18 protein-coding genes and 1 tRNA gene are annotated in these 19,867 nt (G+C 68.6%); 3 read left to right on the top strand and 16 right to left on the bottom strand.

The features are described from left to right. Positions 1-187: 187 nt before the first annotated feature. From ABT304_RS04565 to nhaA, 3 genes are all read right to left on the bottom strand, one after another. Positions 188-1,120 (bottom strand): type IV toxin-antitoxin system AbiEi family antitoxin, encoded by a 933-nt coding sequence (locus ABT304_RS04565; RefSeq protein ID WP_350713531.1) that lies wholly within the window; start codon positions 1,118-1,120, stop codon positions 188-190. Positions 1,121-1,308: 188 nt separating this feature from the next. Further along, positions 1,309-1,716, bottom strand: a complete 408-nt coding sequence (locus ABT304_RS04560; RefSeq protein ID WP_160025764.1) for a phage holin family protein — start codon at positions 1,714-1,716, stop codon at positions 1,309-1,311. 42 nt (positions 1,717-1,758) lie between these two features. After that, the gene (nhaA, locus tag ABT304_RS04555) at positions 1,759-3,057 is read right to left on the bottom strand and encodes a Na+/H+ antiporter NhaA (RefSeq protein WP_350713530.1); all 1,299 of its coding nucleotides are present in this window, start codon (positions 3,055-3,057) and stop codon (positions 1,759-1,761) included. 472 nt (positions 3,058-3,529) lie between these two features. On the opposite strand from nhaA, the gene ABT304_RS04550 reads away from it, so the two are divergent. After that, positions 3,530-4,108, top strand: a complete 579-nt coding sequence (locus ABT304_RS04550; RefSeq protein ID WP_350713529.1) for a C40 family peptidase — start codon at positions 3,530-3,532, stop codon at positions 4,106-4,108. A 93-nt stretch (positions 4,109-4,201) separates the two neighbouring features. Here ABT304_RS04550 and acs read toward each other — a convergent pair whose 3' ends face one another. From acs to ABT304_RS04510, 8 genes are all read right to left on the bottom strand, one after another. Continuing rightward, positions 4,202-6,172 (bottom strand): acetate--CoA ligase, encoded by a 1,971-nt coding sequence (gene acs, locus ABT304_RS04545; protein WP_350713528.1) that lies wholly within the window; start codon positions 6,170-6,172, stop codon positions 4,202-4,204. Between the two features lie 111 nt (positions 6,173-6,283). After that, a complete protein-coding gene (locus tag ABT304_RS04540) occupies positions 6,284-7,915 on the bottom strand; it encodes a monocarboxylic acid transporter (protein WP_350713527.1) in 1,632 nt (543 codons plus the stop codon). Beyond that, a complete protein-coding gene (locus ABT304_RS04535; RefSeq protein WP_160025759.1) occupies positions 7,915-8,265 on the bottom strand; it encodes a DUF485 domain-containing protein in 351 nt (116 codons plus the stop codon). Before ABT304_RS04535 ends, ABT304_RS04540 begins: the two co-directional genes overlap by 1 nt. Before the next feature lie 174 nt (positions 8,266-8,439). Next, on the bottom strand, positions 8,440-10,209 hold the full coding sequence (locus ABT304_RS04530; RefSeq protein ID WP_350713526.1) for a hypothetical protein: 1,770 nt from the start codon (positions 10,207-10,209) through the stop codon (positions 8,440-8,442). Between the two features lie 19 nt (positions 10,210-10,228). Further along, positions 10,229-11,755: a sodium/solute symporter gene (locus tag ABT304_RS04525; RefSeq protein ID WP_350713525.1), complete on the bottom strand. Its 1,527-nt coding sequence runs from the start codon at positions 11,753-11,755 to the stop codon at positions 10,229-10,231. After that, positions 11,752-12,120: a DUF485 domain-containing protein gene (locus ABT304_RS04520; protein WP_350713524.1), complete on the bottom strand. Its 369-nt coding sequence runs from the start codon at positions 12,118-12,120 to the stop codon at positions 11,752-11,754. The genes ABT304_RS04525 and ABT304_RS04520 overlap by 4 nt, the downstream gene beginning before the upstream one ends. A 23-nt stretch (positions 12,121-12,143) precedes the next feature. After that, on the bottom strand, positions 12,144-12,914 hold the full coding sequence (locus ABT304_RS04515; protein WP_350713523.1) for a LytR/AlgR family response regulator transcription factor: 771 nt from the start codon (positions 12,912-12,914) through the stop codon (positions 12,144-12,146). Further along, complete coding sequence (locus ABT304_RS04510) at positions 12,911-14,026, bottom strand: sensor histidine kinase (protein ID WP_350713522.1); 1,116 nt, start codon at positions 14,024-14,026, stop codon at positions 12,911-12,913. Before ABT304_RS04510 ends, ABT304_RS04515 begins: the two co-directional genes overlap by 4 nt. A 92-nt stretch (positions 14,027-14,118) precedes the next feature. Here ABT304_RS04510 and ABT304_RS04505 point away from each other — a divergent pair, with 92 nt between their 5' ends. Next, positions 14,119-14,592 (top strand): PNPOx family protein, encoded by a 474-nt coding sequence (locus ABT304_RS04505; protein ID WP_350713521.1) that lies wholly within the window; start codon positions 14,119-14,121, stop codon positions 14,590-14,592. Positions 14,593-14,600: 8 nt separating this feature from the next. Here ABT304_RS04505 and ABT304_RS04500 read toward each other — a convergent pair. Next, positions 14,601-14,673: transfer RNA gene (locus tag ABT304_RS04500), tRNA-Pro, on the bottom strand. Between the two features lie 107 nt (positions 14,674-14,780). Between ABT304_RS04500 and ABT304_RS04495 the strand changes: the two genes are divergently transcribed. Then, a complete protein-coding gene (locus tag ABT304_RS04495) occupies positions 14,781-15,731 on the top strand; it encodes a 5'-nucleotidase (protein WP_350713520.1) in 951 nt (316 codons plus the stop codon). 520 nt (positions 15,732-16,251) lie between these two features. Here the strand turns inward: ABT304_RS04495 and ABT304_RS04490 are convergent. The 4 genes from ABT304_RS04490 to ABT304_RS04475 all read right to left on the bottom strand — a co-directional run bounded on the left by ABT304_RS04490 (position 16,252) and on the right by ABT304_RS04475 (position 19,867). After that, positions 16,252-16,926 carry a hypothetical protein gene (locus ABT304_RS04490; RefSeq protein WP_350713519.1) on the bottom strand — a complete coding sequence of 225 codons (675 nt, stop codon included), beginning with the start codon at positions 16,924-16,926 and terminating at the stop codon, positions 16,252-16,254. Between the two features lie 321 nt (positions 16,927-17,247). Beyond that, a complete protein-coding gene (locus tag ABT304_RS04485) occupies positions 17,248-18,291 on the bottom strand; it encodes a hypothetical protein (RefSeq protein WP_350713518.1) in 1,044 nt (347 codons plus the stop codon). Continuing rightward, positions 18,195-19,082 carry a protein phosphatase 2C domain-containing protein gene (locus tag ABT304_RS04480; protein ID WP_350713536.1) on the bottom strand — a complete coding sequence of 296 codons (888 nt, stop codon included), beginning with the start codon at positions 19,080-19,082 and terminating at the stop codon, positions 18,195-18,197. The genes ABT304_RS04485 and ABT304_RS04480 overlap by 97 nt, the downstream gene beginning before the upstream one ends. Positions 19,083-19,198: 116 nt before the next feature. Next, a complete protein-coding gene (locus ABT304_RS04475; protein ID WP_350713517.1) occupies positions 19,199-19,867 on the bottom strand; it encodes a vWA domain-containing protein in 669 nt (222 codons plus the stop codon).

Genomic DNA, 19,867 nt, shown 5'->3' with positions numbered 1-19,867 from the left:
GCCCACCCCGCAGCCGGCGCCGGCTCCCCCCCCCCGCGGCGTCCGATCGGTCGCCCCAGACGTCGGCTAGGTCGGCCGAGACGACACCTGCGTCGGCCGAGTTGGCAACGTGTTGTCAACTCGGCCGACGGGAGCGACGCCTCGGCTTGCGCGGGTGACGCTTCGGCCGACGGGCGTGACGCTTCGATCAGAAGCGGCGGGAGGAGTAGGTCGGGGTCAGGGCGTCCTTGATCTCGCGAAGCCAGGCGTCGAGACGGTCACCGGTGAAGTCGCCCTTCCGCACGATGACGATCGTCCAGCCGTGATCGATCAGCCAGCCTCGTCGCTCTTCGTCGTAGATTCGTTGGTCGGGGTCGTCGTGGTCCTCGCCGTCGTACTCGATCGCGACCTTGGCGAGCCGGTAGGCGAAGTCGAGGCGATAGGTCGGGATTCCTTCGACGTCGACCCAGACCTGCGCCTCGGGAAGAGGAAGTCCGGCGTCGCTGATCGCGAGCAAGGTCCAGGACTCGCGCTGGGACTCGAGGCGACGGTTCAGGAGGGGGACGAGCTCGCGGAGCTGGACGACACCGCGGCGTCCGCGAAACCGGGGCAGCTCCTTGTCGAGGGAGTCCCGAGTGATCCCGTGGTGCCTGGCGAACTCGTTGAGCGCGGCCATCGCCTCCCGCCGCTTCAGGTTGCACCCGAGGTCGAGCGCGGTGCGTAGTGGCGTCGTCACACGTACGCCGCCGATGACCGCGATGTCCTCGGGCATGAGGTCGCGCGAGCGGCCGTCGGTGCCCGGGCGCCGGGTGCGCGTGTGCCCACGGAGGGCGCACGTCTCCACGGCCGGGAGTTGTGCCATCTCGGTCTGGGTGAAGGTGTTGATGCCGTGCACCCAGGCGGCGGTCCGATCGCTGATCACCTGGTGCTCGGACACCACCTGCACGAGCGCCTCTGCACGCTTCACCGGATCGTCCTCTGCCTGCGCGGCGAGATAGACACCCCGGAACGGGCGGCGCACATCCCCATGGCTGATCGCCTGGGCGAGGGCGTATCGGCTGGTCGCGACCGACTCGATGTCGGACGTGGTGAAGGGACGCTCTGGCAGGCGGTTGTCGGTCTTGACGAGTGAGAGGTTCATGGCCGCAGCGTGCGACAGGTTGCGTACGAAGTCATCCGTCTTCTCAGAGGCTGTGGATAACTCCGGACTCAGCGCGCCCTGTGGACGAAAACTGGCCCGTCACCGTGACGCTTCGGCCGACCGGGGTGACGCCTCGGCCGACGGGGCTGACGCCTCGGCCGACCGGGGTGACGCCTCGGCGGGGTGGGTCAGCGCTGGCCCTTGAGAGCCCGGGGGATCTCCTTGCCCTGGGCGATGGCCTTCTCGGGGGCCTTGACCTTCTTCACCTTGAGTACGCCGATGAAGCCGAGCAGGGCGGCGAGGAGGACGTAGAAGCCGAAGACGATGAGGAAGGACCAGTGCAGGCCGAGGCCGGCCCAGTGGATGAAGTAGGCCGCCGAGACGGAGAGCATGATCACGGCGAGGACCAGCAGGAACGCGGCGGCTGCGAAGAGACCGACGCCGACGCCGGCGTTGGTCATCGAGACCTTGAGCTCCTGTTTCGCGAGCGTGATCTCCTTGTTGACGAGCTCGGAGATGTCGCGGGTGGCGTCGACGACGAGCTTGCCGATCGTCGGGTCCTCGCCGCCGGGGGACTTCACGATGTCGACTGCCATGGGAACCCTTCGCTGAACGTGTATTGGGGAGCGCCCACGACCTTACCGGTCGCGACCCTGATCCTCCTCGAACACGTCCGGCACGCCGTCCTTGTTGGCGTCGAGAGTCTCGACCTCCTCGATGCGGCGGTAGACCCGGTTGCGGGCCCGCAGCACCACCGTCGCCAGGGCCGCGGCCAGGACGGACCCGAACAGAACACCCACCTTCATGTGGTCGTGAGCAGCTGGATCGGACGAGAAGGCGAGCTCGCCGATCAGCAGCGACACCGTGAACCCGATGCCGGCCAGCATCGCCATCCCGATGACATCGGTCCAGGCGAGGTCGTCGTCCAGCGACGCACGGGTGAACCGGGCGAGCAGCCAGGTCGACCCCGAGATCCCGATGGTCTTGCCGACGACGAGACCGAGGATGATGCCGAGCGTGATCGGGTCGCGCAGCGCGCTGGTCACCCCGTCCCAGCCGCCGAGGGAGACGCCGGCGGCGAAGAAGGCGAAGATCGGCACCGCGACGCCCGCGGAGATCGGCCGGACCAGGTGCTCGAAGTGCTCGGCGAGCCCGCGCTTGGCCTCCGGGTTCCGAGCGATGACCGGCACGGTGAACCCGAGCAGCACGCCGGCGACGGTGGCGTGGACACCGCTGGAGTGGACGAGGGCCCAGGCGATCAGGGCGAGCGGGAGGAGCAGCCAGGGGCTGCGTACGCGACGCTGGACGAGCACCGCGAAGAGCCCGATCGGGATGAGCGCGAGCAGCAGGTAGCCGATGTGCAGCTCGGAGGTGAAGAAGACCGCGATGACGATGATGCCGAGCAGGTCGTCGACGACGGCGAGGGTCAGCAGGAACGTACGCAGCCCCGCAGGCAGATGCGTCGAGATGACCGCCAGGATGGCGACCGCGAAGGCGATGTCGGTGGCCACCGGTGTCGCCCAGCCGGCCAGCGAGCCGTCGCCGATCAGGTTGACGGCCACGTAGACCAGCGCCGGTACGACCATGCCGCCGACCGCGGCCGCGATCGGCAGTGCGGCTCGCCGGGGGTCGCGGAGGTCGCCGGAGACGAACTCGCGCTTGAGCTCCAGGCCGGCGACGAAGAAGAAGATCGCGAGCAGGCCGTCGGCTGCCCAGGCCCCGATGGTCAGGTCGAGATGAAGGGCCTCGGGACCGATCCGGAAGTCGCGGAGCGCCTCGTACGCCTCCTGCCAGGGGCTGTTGGCCAGGATGACCGCGATGATCGCGGCGATGATGAGGAGTACGCCGCCGGTCGTCTCGGCGCGCAAGATCTCGGCCGTCCGCGAGGTCTCCAGCCAGGAGCCGCGAGTGAAGAGGCGGTTGCGGGTGTCGGACACGGATGGGCCTCCAAGGGCTCAGGGGTCGATGAACTCACGCCGACCAGACTTCCCGGCACACCTGACGACGACCCTAGCAAGCACCGCTGTCAGAGGTACGAAGGTGACCAACCCGGGGTCACCTTTGTCCAACAATGGTTCGCAAACGACAGTAAACGTACGTAAAACCATCATCTAGAGAGTGAGTTGCTGCACAAATGCCCCGACCGGCACCGGGTTCCGTTGCATAGTGGATGAGCCCTACGGAACGGTGGGGCCGCTCCGGTCGCGCCGAGGCCCGTCACAACCGGAGGAGAGTCGATCCGACCACGGTGGCGGGCACGGGGGAGCCGAGCAGTACGCCGGAAGCCAGAGACAAGGCAGACCGGCTTGGGGTGAAGGCGTAGACGGATCACATCCAGCGCCCGGGCAACAGCAGCCCGAATCCGACAGGTCAACCTTCGCAGGCGTCGCTGCAACAGGGGAACCTCGAATGACCGGATCGTGTGTCCGTGCGCTGTCGCGCGCCCACAGAACGATGACCGTCGGCCTCGCGACCGCCCTGGTGGTCGGTCTCGCGCTCGTCGCCGCTCCCGCCCAGTCCGCCGCGGCAGCCTCCTCGCCGGGCGCACGTGCCCAGACCAGCGCCAGCACCAGCGCTCAGACGGGCACCCACACCACCAAGAAAAAGAAGAAGAAGTCGCGCGGGCTGCGAGCGCTGCGTCGCGTCAAGAGCCAGGCCGGCGACCCCTACTCCTACGGCGCCAACGGCCCGCACGCCTACGACTGCTCGGGCTTGACCCAATGGGTCTACAAGAAGCTCGGCCGTAAGCTGCCGCACAGCTCGTCGGCCCAGGTCAGCCACACCTTCAAGGTCAAGAAGCCACGCAAGGGCGACCTGGTCTTCTTCTACGGCAGCGGCGGCGTCTATCACGTCGGCATCTACGCCGGGAAGCGCGACGGCCGCCGCTGGGTCTGGCACGCGCCCGGGTCGGGTGAGGCCGTCACGAAGGACCCGATCTGGACCGACAGCCACTTCATCCGCCGGGTGAAGTACGGCAAGAAGGGCTAGAGGCCGTACAGCAACGCCGAGTCGGCGCATCCGCCCCCTCTCGCTCGCTTCGCTCGCGAGACACGGGGTCAGATGCGCCGACTCGGCAGAGGCTTACTCGTCCGTGGAGGTCGTCTTCCCGGCGGCGATGAGGTCCATGATCGTCTGATCGGCGAGCGTGGTCGTGTCGCCGACGCCGCGACCCTCGGCGAGGTCGCGGAGGAGTCGCCGCATGATCTTCCCCGAGCGCGTCTTGGGCAGCTCGGGCACGATCATGATCTGCCGTGGCTTGGCGATCGGGCCGATCTCCTTGCGGACGTGGTCGGAGAGTTCCTTGTGGCAGTCCTCCGGCGACCCGTCGCGCAGGATGACGTACGCCACCACGGCCTGCCCCGTGTCGGGGTCGGTCGCACCCACGACCGCCGCCTCGGCGACGTAGGGGTGCGAGACCAGCGCCGACTCGATCTCGGTCGTGGAGAGGCGGTGTCCGGACACGTTCATCACGTCGTCGACGCGGCCCAGGACCCAGACGTCGCCGTCCTCGTCCTTCTTCGCGCCGTCGCCGGCGAAGTAGAACCCCTGGTCCTTGAAGCGCGCCCAGTAGGTGTCCACGTAGCGCTGGTCGTCGCCCCAGATCGTACGCAGCATCGACGGCCACGGCTGGGTCAGCACGAGGTAGCCCCCGGCGCCGTTCGGGACGGAGACGCCGTTGTCGTCGACCACGTCGGCGCCCACGCCCGGCAGGGCCTTCATCGCCGACCCCGGCTTCCCGGCCGTCACCCCGGGGAGCGGCGAGATCATGATCGCGCCGGTCTCGGTCTGCCACCAGGTGTCCACGACGGGCACCGACGAGCCGCCGATGACGTCGCGGTACCAGATGTAGGCCTCGGGGTTGATCGGCTCACCGACGGACCCGAGCAGGCGGACCGAGGAGAGGTCGCGGCCGTCCGGGATGGCGCGCCCCTGCTTCATGAACGTCCGGATCGCGGTCGGCGCGGTGTAGAAGATCGTGACGCCGTACTCCTCGATGATCTGCCACCAGCGACCCTTCTCCGGGAAGTCCGGGGTGCCCTCGTAGAGCACCTGGGTCGCGCCGTTGGCCAGCGGCCCGTAGACGATGTAGGAGTGGCCGGTGATCCAGCCGATGTCGGCGGTGCACCAGTAGACGTCGGTCTCGGGCTTGAGGTCGAAGACCTCCCAGTGCGTGAACGCCGCCTGGGTGAGGTAGCCGCCGGTGGTGTGCAGGATGCCCTTCGGCTTCCCGGTGGTCCCGCTCGTGTACATGACGAAGAGCGGGTGCTCGGCGTCGTGCGCCACCGGGGTGTGCTCGGTCGACGCCGACGACACGGCATCCGACCACCACTTGTCGACCGAGTCGTTCCAGTCGACGTCCTGCCCGGTGCGCTTGACCACGAGTACGTTCTCGACCAGGCCCGGCTGAGTCGCCTCGACCTTCATGACCGCCTCGTCCACGGCGGGCTTGAGTGCCGAGGGAGCGCCACGGCGGTAGCCGCCGTCGGAGGTGACGATCAGCTTCGCGCCGCAGTCGACGACGCGGGTCGCGAGGGCGTCGGCGGAGAAGCCGCCGAAGATGACGGTGTGGATCGCGCCGATCCGCGCGCAGGCGAGCATCGCGAAGACGGCCTCGGGGATCATCGGCATGTAGATCGCCACCCGGTCGCCCTTGCCGACGCCGAGCGCCTCGAAGGCGTTCGCGGCTCGGGAGACCTCGTCCTTGAGCTCGGCATAGGTGATGGTCCGCTTGTCATCAGCAGGCTCGCCGACCCAGTGGATCGCGACCCGGTCGCCGAGCCCGGCCTCGACGTGGCGGTCGACGGCGTTGTACGCGACGTTGATCTCGCCACCCTCGTACCACTTCGCGAAGGGCGGGTTGTCCCAGTTCAGGACGCGATCGAACGGCTTGGACCAGGTGAGCCGTTCCGCGGCGGCCGCCCAGAACGCGTCGCGGTCCGCGGCAGCGGCGTCGTACGCATCGGCCTTGACGTTGGCAGCGGCGGCAAGCTCGGCCGGGGGCTCGAACCGGCGCTTCTCGTGCAGCAGGTTGGACAGGGTCTCGTCGCTCACAGTGACTCCTACGTACGAAAAATGTGTGGCTCAAGCCACAGGGTAGTGCGGGGGAAAGAATGATGGCGGGCCGTCGTACAACACCTGTGTACGACGGCCCGCCGCGATGGATCAGTGCGTGATCGCCTTCTCCGAGCCGGCGCCGGTGAGGGCGCGCACCTCGAGCTCGACGTAACGCTCAGCGGTCTCCGGCTCCTTCGACGTCACCGTGCCCAGCCAGCCCAGGAAGAACCCGAGCGGGATGGAGATGATGCCGGGGTTCTCCAGGGGGAACCAGGAGAAGTCCACGCCGAGCGGGAAGAGCGAGGCGGAGATCGTCTCGCCCGTCACCGCGTCCACGGCCGTCTTGCCGGAGACGACCGGCGAGAAGAAGACCAGACCGACACAGGAGATCAGGCCGCCGTAGATCGACCAGGTCGCACCACGGGTGTTGAACCGCGCCCAGAACATGTTGTAGATGATCGCCGGAAGGTTCGCCGAGGCGGCGACCGCGAAGGCCAGTGCCACCAGGAACGCGATGTTCAGCGACTGCGCTGGGATGGCCAGCAGGATCGCGACCAGGCCGATGCCCGCCGCGGCCCAGCGAGAGACCTTCAGCTCCTCCTTCTCGGTGGCCTTGCCACGCTTGATCACCGAGTTGTAGATGTCGTGGGCGACGGAGACCGAGGAGGTCAACGTCAGACCCGCGACCACGGCGAGGATCGTGGCGAAGGCGACCGCGGCGATGAGTGCCAGCAGTACGGCACCGCCGATGGAGCCTTCACCGCCACCGACCTCCTGAGCGAGCAGCGGCGCCGCCAGGTTGCCGGCCTTGTCCAGGGTGGTCGGGTCGACCAGCGCGGCCGCACCGAAGCCCAGGACCAGGGTGAACAGGTAGAAGACACCGATCAGGCCGATCGCCCACAGCACCGACTTGCGAGCGTCCGCCGAGGTCGGGACGGTGTAGAAGCGGATCAGGATGTGCGGCAGGCCGGCGGTGCCGAGCACCAGGGCGAGCCCGAGCGAGACGAAGTCCAGCTCGCTGGTGAAGCTCAGGCCGTACTTCAGCCCGGGCTGGAGGAAGGCGTCGCCCTTGCCCGAGGCGTCGGCGGCCGAGCCGAGCAGCTCGGAGAGGTTGAAGCCGAACTGGGCGAGCACCAGGATCACGATCAGCGCCGAGCCGGTCATCAGCAGCACGGCCTTGACGATCTGGACCCAGGTCGTGCCCTTCATGCCGCCGACAGTGACGTAGAAGATCATCAGCGCGCCGACGAACAGGATCACGACGTTCTTGACCGCCTGGTCCTCGACGCCGAGCAGCAGGGCCACCAGGGCACCCGCACCGACCATCTGGGCCAGCAGGTAGAAGATCGAGACGACGACCGTGGAGGTCGCGGCCGCCAGGCGGACCGGGCGCTGCTTCATCCGGTACGCCAGCTGGTCGGCCATCGTGTAGCGACCCGAGTTACGCAGCACCTCCGCGACCAGCAGCAGCGCCACCAGCCAGGCGACGAGGAAGCCGATCGAGTAGAGGAAGCCGTCGTAGCCGGACAGGGCGATGGCGCCGGAGATACCGAGGAACGACGCCGCCGACATGTAGTCGCCGCCGATGGCGAGACCGTTCTGGAAACCGGAGAAGCCGCGGCCACCGGCGTAGTAGTCGGCCGCGGTCTTCGTCTGCCGGCTCGCCCAGAAGGTGATGCCGATCGTGACCGCGACGACCGCGAGGAACAGGACCGTGGTGAGGATCTGGCTACCGTCCATCAGAGCTGCCTCTTCTCGATCTCGTATTCCTCGTCGAGCTTCCGAGCCAGCGGATCGAGGTGCTTGTTGGAGTAGTTGGCGTAGAGGTAGGCGATGCCGAACGTGGTCGCGAACTGGAGGAGCCCGAAGACCAGCGCGACATTGATGTTGCCGACGAGCTTGGTGTTCATGAAGTCCTCTGCCCAGTTGGAGCAGAACACGTAGAGGAGATACCAAGCCAGGAATGCCACCGTGGCCGGGAATACGAACTTCCGGTACGCCGACCGCAGAGCGCGGAACTCTGCCGTGGCGTGCAGTCTGTCGTAGACCGGGTCGTGCCGGTGGGCTTGGTCGTGCGCTTCTTCGCTCACGGTCTAACCCTTTCGTTGACGAGGCCGTCAACCGTGGGGGTGGATGACGGACGACGTGTGATCGCAGTCACATTAGGGGCCCGTTGGACCGCTCGTCGCGGGTGAACGCGCCGTCCCTCGGTGGGCGGCGCCGTCAAGCGACAAGCGGTCGAAATCGTGCGCTGAGCGGCTGGTCTAGCCGCGCCGGCCGCCGCCACCGGACGTGCCGTCACCGGTCTGGGTGCCGGCGCCGCCGGGCGGATGCACACACCCCGGACACGGACCGCTGCCGTCGGTCAGGTGGTGGGTCTGGCGAGCGAGGATCACGACCTCGGACAGCTGCCGCGACTCGCCCGGCATCGTGAGACCGAGGCCGTACGTCGCGTTGAACGCCCACACGTCCACACCCGCCCGCACCGCCGCCCTGCGCGCCAGGTCATAGGCGGCGGCGTAGAGGGTGGGCACGTCGATGGAGACCAGGCGGACCATCGCGGGCCGAACCGACTCGCCGCGCGCCCAGCTGTGGAAGAGGTCCCGCACCCGGCCTTCCTCGACCAGCCCGCCGAGGTAGGCCTTGACGATGTGGACGACCTCGCTGCGTCCGATATCGGGGATGTCCAGGGTGCTGGCGACCGCGGCCGCTGCGGCGTCCGCGAACCGGCCGGATCGAGTCTCCTGCTGCGACCGGGCCTGCTGTGCCTCGTCGAGCGCCGCCAACGCCTCGCTCACGTCCGGATCACCGGACAGCACCGTGAGCGGCGCCTGGCGCGGGTCCCCGAGGTGGAGGGTCGCCGCCTGGAAGCGGCCGAGCTGACGAGCGATGGCGAGGGTGCCGTCCGCGACCGGCTGTCCCGGCTCGGTGGGCGCGGCCTCGTGGACCGCCACGACCAGCGGCTTCAGGTGGGCGGCGACGCGGCGGTTCGTGGTGACGTACTGGTGGATCTGCTCGTACGCCGCCTCCTCGCCCTCCGCGTGCTGGATGTGTCGCGTCTCGAGGGCGTACCGCTCCTCGACCTGCCGCTTCCAGGCTCCTTCGGACACGGGCACCGCGGTGATGGTGAAGACCAGCGCGACCATCAGCCCGATGTTGACCCCGGCCAGCGTCCGCTTCCCGGTGTTGAGCACGCCGAAGACCGGTAGCCGGACCTCGCCGAAGCGCTGCGGCCACCGCAGGACGAGATAGCTGCTCACGGCGATGGCCGTATAGGCAGTCAGCCAGTACGCCCAGTGCACCGCGGTCAGCGACTGCGCCCTCTCCAGGACGGCGCGGGTCGCCGTGACCTGGGTCGGGGTGAGCGAGAGGACGCCGGCCAGCCACACCAGCGCCAGCGACAGCAGCAGACCGAGCTGGACCGACCAGACGATGTCGGCCGCAGCCCGCACCGTGACCCGTCGAGCCGTGCGCATCGCCCGCCATCCGCACCAGGACAGCCACGTCATGAAGAGCAGGAGCACGGGCCCGACGTACGTCGTGGAGAGCAGGTTGCCGAAGACGAGCTGCTCGCCCACGAGGGTGGCGACGGCGACGCCGCCGAGGTGCGGGACGGCCTGCGCACCGAGGTGCGCCGACTCGCCGAACCGGCGACGGGCCAGGAACACCGACCAGCCCCCGAAGCCCGCGATCAGGAAGGCGGGGAGGAAACGGTCGGGCCACCACCGGAGCAGGAGGGTGATGACCAGGGACCAGGCGACGATGACGAGCGCGGCGCGTCCGAACATCCGGCGTCGCCACCACCCGACCGCAGGCGCGACCGCGACCGTGTGGATCACCACGACCGCCACGCCGACGAGCAGACCGAGGAGGAGCCCGGCGAAGGCGCCGGCCACCATGGCGAGCACGGTCAGCGCCGCGTCCCCGAAGCCGGCGATCTCACGGCTGCCGGCGGCGTGCGCCGCGCCCAGCAGGCCGCCGGCAGCCGTCACGTACAGACCCAGATCGCCGCCGACATCCGCGCTCTCGTCCACCATCGGCTCCCGGATCAGATCAGCGCTGCACGGCGGACGTGGTGATGGGCTCGATCGTGGGCTCAGGGGAGTGCAGGCGGACCAGCAGCCGGGTGGTGTGGGCGGGGACGTGGGCGGCGGAGGCAAGGCTGACGAGGATCATGACGGCGAAGGAGAGCGGCACCGCCCACAGCGCGGGCTGGGTGAGCGCGACATCCGCCCAGGTTCCCGTACGCGACCCGCTGATCGTGAACACCACGGCCGACCCCGTGGTGACTAGGCCGGTGACCAGCCCGGTGGCGGCGCCGTAGGCGGTCAGCCGGCGCCACCAGATGCCGAGCAGGAGCAGCGGGCAGAAGGTGGCCGCGGCGAGCGCGAAGGCCAGGGCGACCCCGCGGGCGACCCCGACGCTGGGGGTCAGCAGGGCCCCGGCGACCGGGACGATGACGGCGACCAGGGACGCGATCCGGAAGGCGGCGACGCCGCCGAAGCGGCTGCCCCTTCGGCGCAGCAGCGGCACGACCACGTCCTGGGAGAGCACGCCGGAGACGGCGATCGCCAGGCCCGACGAGGTAGAGAGGAAGGCCGCGAACGCGCCCGCGCAGACCAGTCCGGTCAGCGCGTCGCCCGCCCAGCCGGGGACCATCAGCCGGGGCAGCTCGAGCACCAGGGTGTCGGCGGAGGCGGGAGAGGCTGCGTACACCCGTCCGAGGAGGCCGAGGATCGGCGGCAGCAGGTAGAAGACGCCGAGGAGGACGAGCACGACCAGGGTCGTACGCCGGGCGGCGCGGCCGTCGGGGTTGGTGTAGAAGCGGACGCCGACGTGCGGCAGGCCCATCGTGCCGAGGAACGTCGCCGCGATCAGCGAGTAGGTGGCGTAGAGGCCCGTGGTGGTGTCGGTGCCGATGGGAAGCGACCAGGCCTGGCTGAGGTCGGCGCGGGGTGCGCCGTCGTTGGCCCAGACCGCGACCAGCACCCCGACGGGGACCAGCAGGGCGGTCAGCTTGAGCCAGTACTGGAAGGCCTGGACGAACGTGATCGAGCGCATCCCGCCCGAGAAGACGCTGACCAGCACGACCGTCCCGACCAGCACCGGACCCACCCAGCGAGGTGCATCCGCGACCAGCTCCAGGGTCAGACCCGCGCCCTGCAGCTGGGGCAGCAGATAGAGCCAGCCGATGCTCACGACCAGCAGCGAGCAGAGCCGCCGCACCCCTGTGGAGGCGAGCCGCTCCTCGGCGAAGTCGGGCAGCGTGTACGCGCCTGACCTGCGCAGAGGAGCCGCGACCAGGGTCAGCAGCACGAGATAGCCGGCGGTCCAGCCGATCGGATACCAGAGCATCTCCGCGCCCGAGGTGAACACCAGCCCGGCGACCCCGAGGAAGGAGGCGGCGGAGAGATACTCCCCGCCGATCGCGCTCGCGTTGAGCCCGGGCCGCACCGAACGTGAGGCGACGTAGAAGTCGCTGGTGGTGCGGCTGAACCGCAGTCCCCAGGTGCCGATGGTCAGCGTCGCCAGGGTGACCAGGGTGACCGCGACGATCGCCGGGGCGGAGTCGAGGGTCATGGCGTCTCGTCGTCCGAGCGGAGCAGGTCGGCGTAGCTGGCCTCGTTGCGCTCCGCTCCGCGCAGGTACCAGCGGCCGAGGAAGAACAGGAACGGGTAGACCAGCACCCCGAGCAGCAGCCAGGGGAGCGGTACGCCGAACGGCGCGGTGCGCACCAGACCCGGGGCCAGCCAGAACAGCAGCGGGAGCGAGCCGACGCCGAGGAAGAGCACCGCCAGCGTTCGGAGCGCGATCGAGAGCTGGGCGCGCATCAGCGAGCCCAGGTAGACCTCGCCGAGGCGGGTGTCCTCGTCCACGTCGACCCGGCGGACGGCCGGGCGGCGTCGGGGCGGTCCGGTGACGCGTACGCGTTGAGGTTCTGTCATCGGGCTCTGCTGTCAGGATGGGGTCATGAGCGTCGGGCGAGCAGGTCCTTGAGCTGGCGCGTGTGCCGGCGGCTGACCTGCAGCTCGGTCCCGCGGGACGCGCCGCCGACGACGACCGAGCAGCGCCCGGCCTCCGACCGCACCTCCGTCACGTGGGCGAGGTTGACGAGGAGGGAGCGGTGGATGCGTACGAACCGGGCGGAGGCCCACTCCTGCTCCAGCTGGGTCAGCGGGACCCGCACCAGGTGGGAGGCGTCGGCGGTGTGCAGCCGGGCGTAGTCACCCTGCGCCTCGACGTGGGTGATCTGGGAGCGCCACACGAAGCGGGTGATGCCGCCGAGCTCGACCGGTATCTGGACGTCGCCGCTCGGCTCCTCCTCCGGCACGCTGCCCATCAGCCGGGTGACCGTCTCCGCCAGCCGCTCGGCGCGGACCGGCTTGAGCACGTAGTCGACCGCGCGCAGGTCGAAGGCCTCCAGCGCGTGCTCCTCGTGGGCGGTCACGAACACGACCGCCGGCGGCGTCTTGAACCGGGCCAGCAGACGGGCCAGCTCGAGCCCGTTGAGCCCGGGCATCTGGATGTCGAGGAAGACTGCGTCCACCCCCGACCCCTGCAGCTGCTGCAGCCCGTCGGTCGCGTTCAGGCAGGTGCGCACCTCCGCCACCCGCGCGTCCTGGGTGAGCAGGTAGGAGAGCTCGTCGGCCGCCGGCGGCTCGTCGTCGACGACCAGGATCCTCAGCCGGCCACCAGGCGCTCCCTGTCGCGCGGCGACTGCCTGGGTGGTGCGGTTCATGTGTGCACTCCTGGGGCGAACTTCGGGATTCGGAGGATGACTTTCGTGCCGGCGCCGGGGGCGGTCTCGACCACCAGGCCGTAGTCGTCGCCGTAGGCGTTGCGGAGCCGGGCGTCGACGTTGCCGAGCCCCACGGAGTCGTTGCCGCCGGCCAGCGCGTTGCGTACCTTCTCCGGATCCTCGCCGGCGCCGTCGTCCTCGACCTCGATCACGCACTCGGTGCCGCTGTCGGCGGCCCGGATGGAGATGTGGCCGGTCTGCGCGTCGGCCAGACCGTGGCGTACGGCATTCTCGACCAGCGGCTGCAGGCACAGGAACGGCACCGCGATCGGCAGCACCTCGGGCGCCACCGAGAGCCTCACCGAGAGCCGCTCGCCGAAACGAGCCTGCTCCAGCAGCAGGTAGCGCTCCACGGAGCGGAGCTCCTCGGACAGCGTGGTGTATTCGCCGTGGGTCCGGAAGGAGTAGCGGGTGAAGTCCGCGAACTCCAGCAGCAGCTCGCGCGCACGCTCCGGATCGGTGCGTACGAAGCTGGCGATCGCCCCGAGCGAGTTGTAGATGAAGTGCGGGCTGATCTGAGCGCGGAGCGCACGCACCTCGGCCTCCATCAGCCGCCGCCGCGATGCGTCGAGCTCGGCGAGCTCGAGCTGGCCGGAGACCCAGGTCGCGACCTCGTCGGTGGCGCGGACCATCATCGCGGAGGTGTCCGGGGCGTACGCCTGCAGCGTGCCGACCAGGTGGTCGTCGACGACCAGCGGGCTGACCACGGCGGAGTGCAGCGGGCAGCCCGCCTGGCCGCACTCCAGGTCGACCCGGTCGTAGAACCGGGTCGCGCCGCGCTCCAGCGTCCCCTCCGCCAGCTTGGTCACGTGTTCCTGGTGGTGGGTGCCGATGCCTTCCCAGGCGAGCAGGCCGTCGGTGTCGGTGATCGCGAGCGCGGGGGCCGCCAAGAGCGCCTGCAGGTGTGGAGCAGCCCGCTCGGCGCTGTCGACGGTCAGGCCGCCACGCAGCGCCGGGCTCGCCAGCGATGCATTGTGGAGGGTGCGGAAGGTCGCCCGATCGGCTTCTGTGCCCAGGTGGGTGCGCATGGGAGAGCGCAGCCAGCGCCGCATCCGCACTCCTCTCGTCCGCTTCTCACAATTGTGACGGCGCCCACGGTATCTGTCACCCGAGCCGCTGTACGGGTGCGAGGTAGGTTTGCCGCATGCGTCTGAGTCGAGTGATCCCGGGTCTGCTGGCTGTCGGTGTAGCGGGCGCGGGCGCCGCCTTCGTGATCGGCATGCGCAACAAGTCGCCGTGGTTGCAGGACCGCATCCGCGCCTTCTCGAAGCGCTTCGCCTCCGAGGCCCTGAAGACCGCCGGGACGGAAGGCGCCAGCAACGGCGTCGTCCTCCACGTCGGCCGCGCGAGCGGACGGGAGTACGCCACCCCGATCACCCCGCTCCCCACCCCTGACGGCTTCGTCGTCCTCCTGCCCTACACCTCGAAGGTCGACTGGGCCCAGAACGTGCTGGCCGCCAAGTCGGCCACGATCGTCCACGACGGCGTCGATCACCGCGTCACCGACCCGCGGATCGTCTCCTACGACGAGGTCGCACCCCTGATCCCGAAGTCCGAACGCGTCGTCCGCGCCGTCTTCGACGTCCAGGAGTTCCTCCGCGTCACCAAGGTGGACTGAGGTCATCGTCGGGTTGGCGGGACTCGAACCCGCGATCGCCTGGACCCAACCCAGGAGGGATAGCCGCTTCCCCACAACCCGTGCAGTGTCTTCACGGGCGCGGTCGCTGCTGCATGTCGTCCACCGTAGGCAGGCCCGGACCCGGAACGCACACGATTTATCGATTCATCGACGGTAGGTTGCGACGCGTGGGATACGAGCTGAGGGACCGGTTGGTGGTCGGGATCGCGTCGAGCGCGCTCTTCGACCTCACCGAGTCTGATGCGTACTTCCGCGAGCACGGGGAGAAGGCGTACCGCATCTACCAGGACGAGCGCATCGACGAACCGCTCCGGCCGGGGGTCGCGTTCCCGTTCATCAAGCGGCTGCTGAGCCTCAACGACCTGGCGGCCGACGCCGACGACGGGCTCGTCGAGGTGATCGTGGTTTCCCGCAACGACCCCAACACCGGCCTGCGGGTGATGCGCTCGATCGAGGACCACGGCCTGCCGATGACCCGCGCGGTCTTCACCCAGGGTCGTTCGCCCCACCCCTACATCGGCGCGCTCGGGATGTCGCTGTTCCTCAGTGGCAACCGCGAGGACGTCATCGCCGCCAGCCGCGAGGGATTCCCGGCCGGTCACGTGCTGCCGTCGGCGGCGACGTACGACGAATCCGACCGCTCCGTCGTCGTCGCCTTCGACTTCGACGGTGTGCTCGCCGACGACGGCTCCGAGCGCGTCTTCCGCGAGGAGGGGATCGAGAAGTACCGGGCCTACGAGGCCAGCCGGAAGACCGAGCCGCTCGAGCCCGGGCCGCTGCAGCCGCTCCTGCGCGACCTCAACCGGATCCAGCAGATCGAGGAGCAGCGCCGCCTGGAGGATCCGGGCTACGAGCCACGACTGCGGATCGCGCTCGTCACCGCCCGCGGCGCGCCCGCGCACGAGCGGGCGATCCGGTCGCTGCAGTCCTGGGACGTCTACGTCAACGAGGCCTTCTTCCTCGGCGGCGTGGAGAAGGTGCGTGTGCTCGAGGTGCTCCGTCCGCTGATCTTCTTCGACGACCAGACGACCCACCTGGACGAGGCGGTCGAGTCGATCGCCGGGGTCCACATCCCCTACGGCGTGGCCAACGCCGACGACGTTCCCGCTGGTCAATAGCGCTTTACAGTTCACCAACAGGAAGTTCTCATCTGGTGGATGGACCCTCGTATATGTCACCCTGGGCTGAGTTGTACAGATTCTGTTCACTTGAGAAGTGCGAGGAGTTCACTCGATGACTTCGGCTATGTGTGCCAAGTGCACCGAAGACGAGGAGATCCGGGTTCTCTCGCGTTCGGCGGGGGGCCGCCGGCGGCTGATGTGCTGCAGGTGCGGGTACGCGTGGGAGAGCGGGCGCTCCGGCCCCGCCCGGAGGACCGGCCTGAACGGCTTGTTCGGAGCGGCCTGAGGCGCCGTCGGCGTACGTTTCACGCCGCCGTCGCCTGAGGTTCATCTCGCGCGGGCGCGCAGGTGTTGCGGAGTGGCTTGGGTAGAGGGCTGAGACCTGTCTCGGGATCCCCTACCAAGTTCCGAGAAGTATCACCATGTGCGACGGGGTCGGGATAGCGATTGCCGATCCCCTCGGCGCCAGCGGCACCACGGATTGTCTCCCCACGTACGTCCGAGCTGTCTGACGCGGTTATGCCCCCAGCGCATCGACCCACTCGGAAAGGCTCGGGCGTGTACCCCATGGGCCGGAAGCGCGCAGCCAGAGCGACCGCACGCGAGCGACTTGGCCGGCGCCCAAGGCGGCGACGGTATCTCCGACCGCGTCTGTGTCGATGAGACTGTGCAGATCCTTCGAGACCAGCATCCGGTACGCCAACAGCGCGAACTTGTAACGATCGGTGTCAGGGTTCACGGGGATGTCCGGGGCAAGGGGATCGTCCCAGTCGACCGTATGGGCAGGTCGCATTCCCGTGAATGATCGTTGTCCCACAACCCTCGTTTGATCGAAGTCGAACACCGCGAGGCGAGGCTTCTGGTTGATGCTGAATGCCAGGTTCGCCCACGAGAGATCGCCGTAGACCAGGTCGTGGTCGTGCATGGTTCTCAGCCACCGCGCGATCAGCTTGACCAACTCCAGTCGTTCGGAGTCCGTGACCGTGAACGGGACCGTGAAGGCCTGGACTTGCGCCACGGCCCAGGAGAGGGCGCGCTCCTTGCGTCGCGTCGTGCCACCATGCGTCACAACATCGAAGTAGAACTCGGGCGGGACCTTCGGCATCACGTATCCAGTCAGCTGGTCGCCCTCGCCGCGGGCTGCGCTGGGGAAGCAGAGCACGAAGTCATCGGTGCCCAGTGCCCTGATCAATGTGTCTCGGTCGGCCGGGTCGTCGTGGTGCCGAGTGCCTCACTTCCTGCCCACGGCGCCGCACCTGGTCGAATGCGGTCACCGCCCGTTCTATCGGTTGGGTGAAGATCTTCATGGCGAGATCGGGGTGCCCAGGCACATCCAGCACAGTGCCTTGGCCGCCGGAACCGATCAGCGATCCGGGTGCGACTGTCGGTTTCTGGGGCTTCAGCGTGCGGCTTGCCGGCGTAGGCCTAGCCCTCCGCGCCGGCGTGGGTTGGCGGCCGGGTGTGGGTGGGCGTCCGAGCATTGCCCGGATCAGGCGACGGATCCAGGTCACGGTCAGCTCCCGGGCGGGGTGACCGGACGAAACTTCCGTTCACTGGTGCTGGAAGTGAGCAGGTCGGGCCGTGCGCCAGGCGCATCGATCTCACGCCGTTCTCCCTGTCGTACGGGCTGGGTGGCTCGACCTGACAGGGCGTCGAACCATTCGCGCGCGCTCGGCCGGGTGCCGGCGGGACCCGCCGCCCGCGCGAGCAGCGCCTCGAGCTTCGGGCCGGCTCCTCCAACCTCACTCAGGTCCGGCGAACTGGACGTCAGCCGTGCGTCGAGACTGCTCGTCAGGACCCGCCGCACCGCCAGCGCCAGCTTGTAGCGATCCTGGTCGGGACCAGGTGCATATCCCGCAGGGGGCATGGGATCTTCCCAGTCGGGTGTGTCTGCCTGCGGCAGCACTGACTCCATGCCTGCGTGGCGCATCCCGTCGCAGTCGATGAGCATCACCCGCGGCTGCGGTTCGCGGCTCCACAGGACGTTCGCGTAGGAGATGTCGCCGACGACGATCTGCCGGGCGTGGAAGGCATCGACTGCGCCCGCAAGATGCTGGAGCACCTGGACCTTCTCGGACATACCGGGAAGGTCGACGTCGCCCCAGATCGGTTTCGGCTCAGTGGCGAGGTAGCTGAGGTCGGCGAGGAGTACCTTGCCCCCGATCGCGAGCGTGAAGCCAGTAGGTACGCGGCGCATCAGGAACCCGACGGTGCGGGTTCCGTCGTTGACCACGGCGGTCGGCCAGGCGGCGAACTCGTCGACGGACCGGCCGGAGAACGCGATCGAGGCTCGACAGTCGACGAGCCGCTGCAAAGCGTCAGGCCGGAAGGCCGGGGAGTCCGGATACAGATAGCGCTTGAACACTAGTTCCGGTTGGTCCAAGAGCTCGTGGACGGCCCCTTGGCCACCTTCGGCCAGCTGGTCACCCAGGTTCAGCGAGGAGAGCTGCACAGGTGCCGTCACCCGAACCGCACCCCGACAAAGGTTCTGTCGTCGTCGTACGACTTCACGGTTGCGTCCACCAGCGAGAGGAGCGTAGAAGGTGTGGGCGCGCACTTCTCCCAGATCACGCCGAGCTCATGACCGAAGCTCGGGTTCGCACTGAGGATGTTGCCTACGCCGTCGGAGACGAGTGCCAGCGTCTCGGTGCGCCGAAGGCTATGCCGCCTGATCGTGGCCCGGGTGTGATGTGGCATCGGCAAGACGTCGGTGCTCAGGGGACCGCTACCGGATTGGGGGTCGTCTTCGAGGCATTCCCAGCCGTCGGCGGTGGTGACCCAGGCCGTGGAGTCTCCGATCTGCGCCACGACGACCTCGCGGCCGTCGCCGTCGGTCTCCTCGAGTCCGATCAGCGCGACGATGAGGGTGGCCGCGACTGTATCTGGAGCGACGCCGTCGCGGGCCGCTTCGTGGATCAGGAGCGAGGCGAGGCCGGAGAGATCCGCTTCGGCACCGTTCTCGACAGCTCCAAGTACCGCGTCGGCGATTCCTCGGGGGCCGACGGCGTGATGAGCCAGGAACGCCGACCCTCGGTGCGAATTCACGGCGCTTCCGACTCCGTCGGAGACCGCGACGACCAGGTGCTCATCCGTGAGCCCGATAGCGAAGGAGTCCTGGCGGATCTCGCCGAGGAATCGATGGGAGTGTCCCCGCACAGAGACGGCCCGGACACAGAGGCCATGCGTGTCGAGCCAGTCGGCCTCGGTATCGGGTACGTGATCTCCCGGTCGTGCGGTCCGCTGTGGAAGCGACACTGGAACCGGACGGAGCGCCGCTCGCGGACCGAACCTGAATGATCCGTCCTCGTCCTGTTCCGGATCCTCGAAGGTGGGCCTGTCGTCCGCCATGGTCACCGGGATCGGCTGGGTGATCGGATCGGTGAGGGGATCGGCGACCGGACCGGCGCGCGAGTCCGCCTCCGAGTCGATGACAGGTTCTGGCGCCGTGTCGGCGTGGCCGTGGGTCACAGCGCGTCCAGCGGGAGGTTCTTGAACCCGGGCACCTCGTCAGGGGTCTGTAGCGTCATTCCGCCGCTTGGAGATGTCGTGCTGCCGCTGCGTACGATCGATTTCGTCAGGGCCACGGCGAACTCGCGAAGCGCCTGCGCCGGCGACATCGTGCCGTCGTCGAGGAAAGCCCGGAAGTTCGCGATCGAGGTGATGGTGTCCTCATCGACACCCTTGCCGAGTCCGAAGGAGACGATGTTCGGGCGGTACGCGAAGGCCGACTCGGTCAGCGCCTCCCACTCGTCTCGGAAGCTGCTCGTCGAGTGCCCGTCGGTGAGGAAGAAGACCACCGGGCGGTAGACCATGTTGCCGGCTGCCTTCAGCCGGGCGACATCGAGTTCGATCTGCTCCTTCACACACCGGAAGGCGGCGGCGAAGTTCGTCGAGACCTTGGTCTCCAGTAGTGGCAGCTGAGTCACCTGGCTCAGGTCAGAGAGCGGCAACAGGACCTCGGCGCTGTCGCTGAAACCGATGATGGCGAACTGGGTCTTGTCGGCAACGACCGGGTTGAGGCCGATCTCCTGATGTAACTCAGGAAGGGCCTTGTTGATCGCGTCGAGCGGTTCGCCGGCCATGGAACCGGACTCGTCACAGACGAGGTAGAAGGGCAGGATCTGCTGTCCCAT

Origin of the sequence: Nocardioides sp. NPDC000445 (assembly GCF_040300245.1) — a bacterium.
In the GTDB taxonomy this organism is placed as follows: domain Bacteria; phylum Actinomycetota; class Actinomycetes; order Propionibacteriales; family Nocardioidaceae; genus Nocardioides.
This window is presented reverse-complemented; position numbering and strand designations above follow the sequence as displayed.

Bases quoted from the DNA above. Each gene is read 5' to 3' on its own strand.
- ABT304_RS04565 (WP_350713531.1), bottom strand. From the start codon at position 1,120: ATGAACCTCTCACTCGTCAAGACCGACAACCGCCTGCCAGAGCGTCCC.
- ABT304_RS04560 (WP_160025764.1), bottom strand. From the start codon at position 1,716: ATGGCAGTCGACATCGTGAAGTCCCCCGGCGGCGAGGACCCGACGATC.
- ABT304_RS04550 (WP_350713529.1), top strand. From the start codon at position 3,530: ATGACCGGATCGTGTGTCCGTGCGCTGTCGCGCGCCCACAGAACGATG.
- ABT304_RS04540 (WP_350713527.1), bottom strand. From the start codon at position 7,915: ATGGACGGTAGCCAGATCCTCACCACGGTCCTGTTCCTCGCGGTCGTC.
- ABT304_RS04525 (WP_350713525.1), bottom strand. From the start codon at position 11,755: ATGACCCTCGACTCCGCCCCGGCGATCGTCGCGGTCACCCTGGTCACC.
- ABT304_RS04520 (WP_350713524.1), bottom strand. From the start codon at position 12,120: ATGACAGAACCTCAACGCGTACGCGTCACCGGACCGCCCCGACGCCGC.
- ABT304_RS04515 (WP_350713523.1), bottom strand. From the start codon at position 12,914: ATGAACCGCACCACCCAGGCAGTCGCCGCGCGACAGGGAGCGCCTGGT.
- ABT304_RS04510 (WP_350713522.1), bottom strand. From the start codon at position 14,026: ATGCGGCGCTGGCTGCGCTCTCCCATGCGCACCCACCTGGGCACAGAA.
- ABT304_RS04505 (WP_350713521.1), top strand. From the start codon at position 14,119: ATGCGTCTGAGTCGAGTGATCCCGGGTCTGCTGGCTGTCGGTGTAGCG.
- ABT304_RS04480 (WP_350713536.1), bottom strand. From the start codon at position 19,082: ATGGCGGACGACAGGCCCACCTTCGAGGATCCGGAACAGGACGAGGAC.
- ABT304_RS04475 (WP_350713517.1), bottom strand. From the start codon at position 19,867: ATGGGACAGCAGATCCTGCCCTTCTACCTCGTCTGTGACGAGTCCGGT.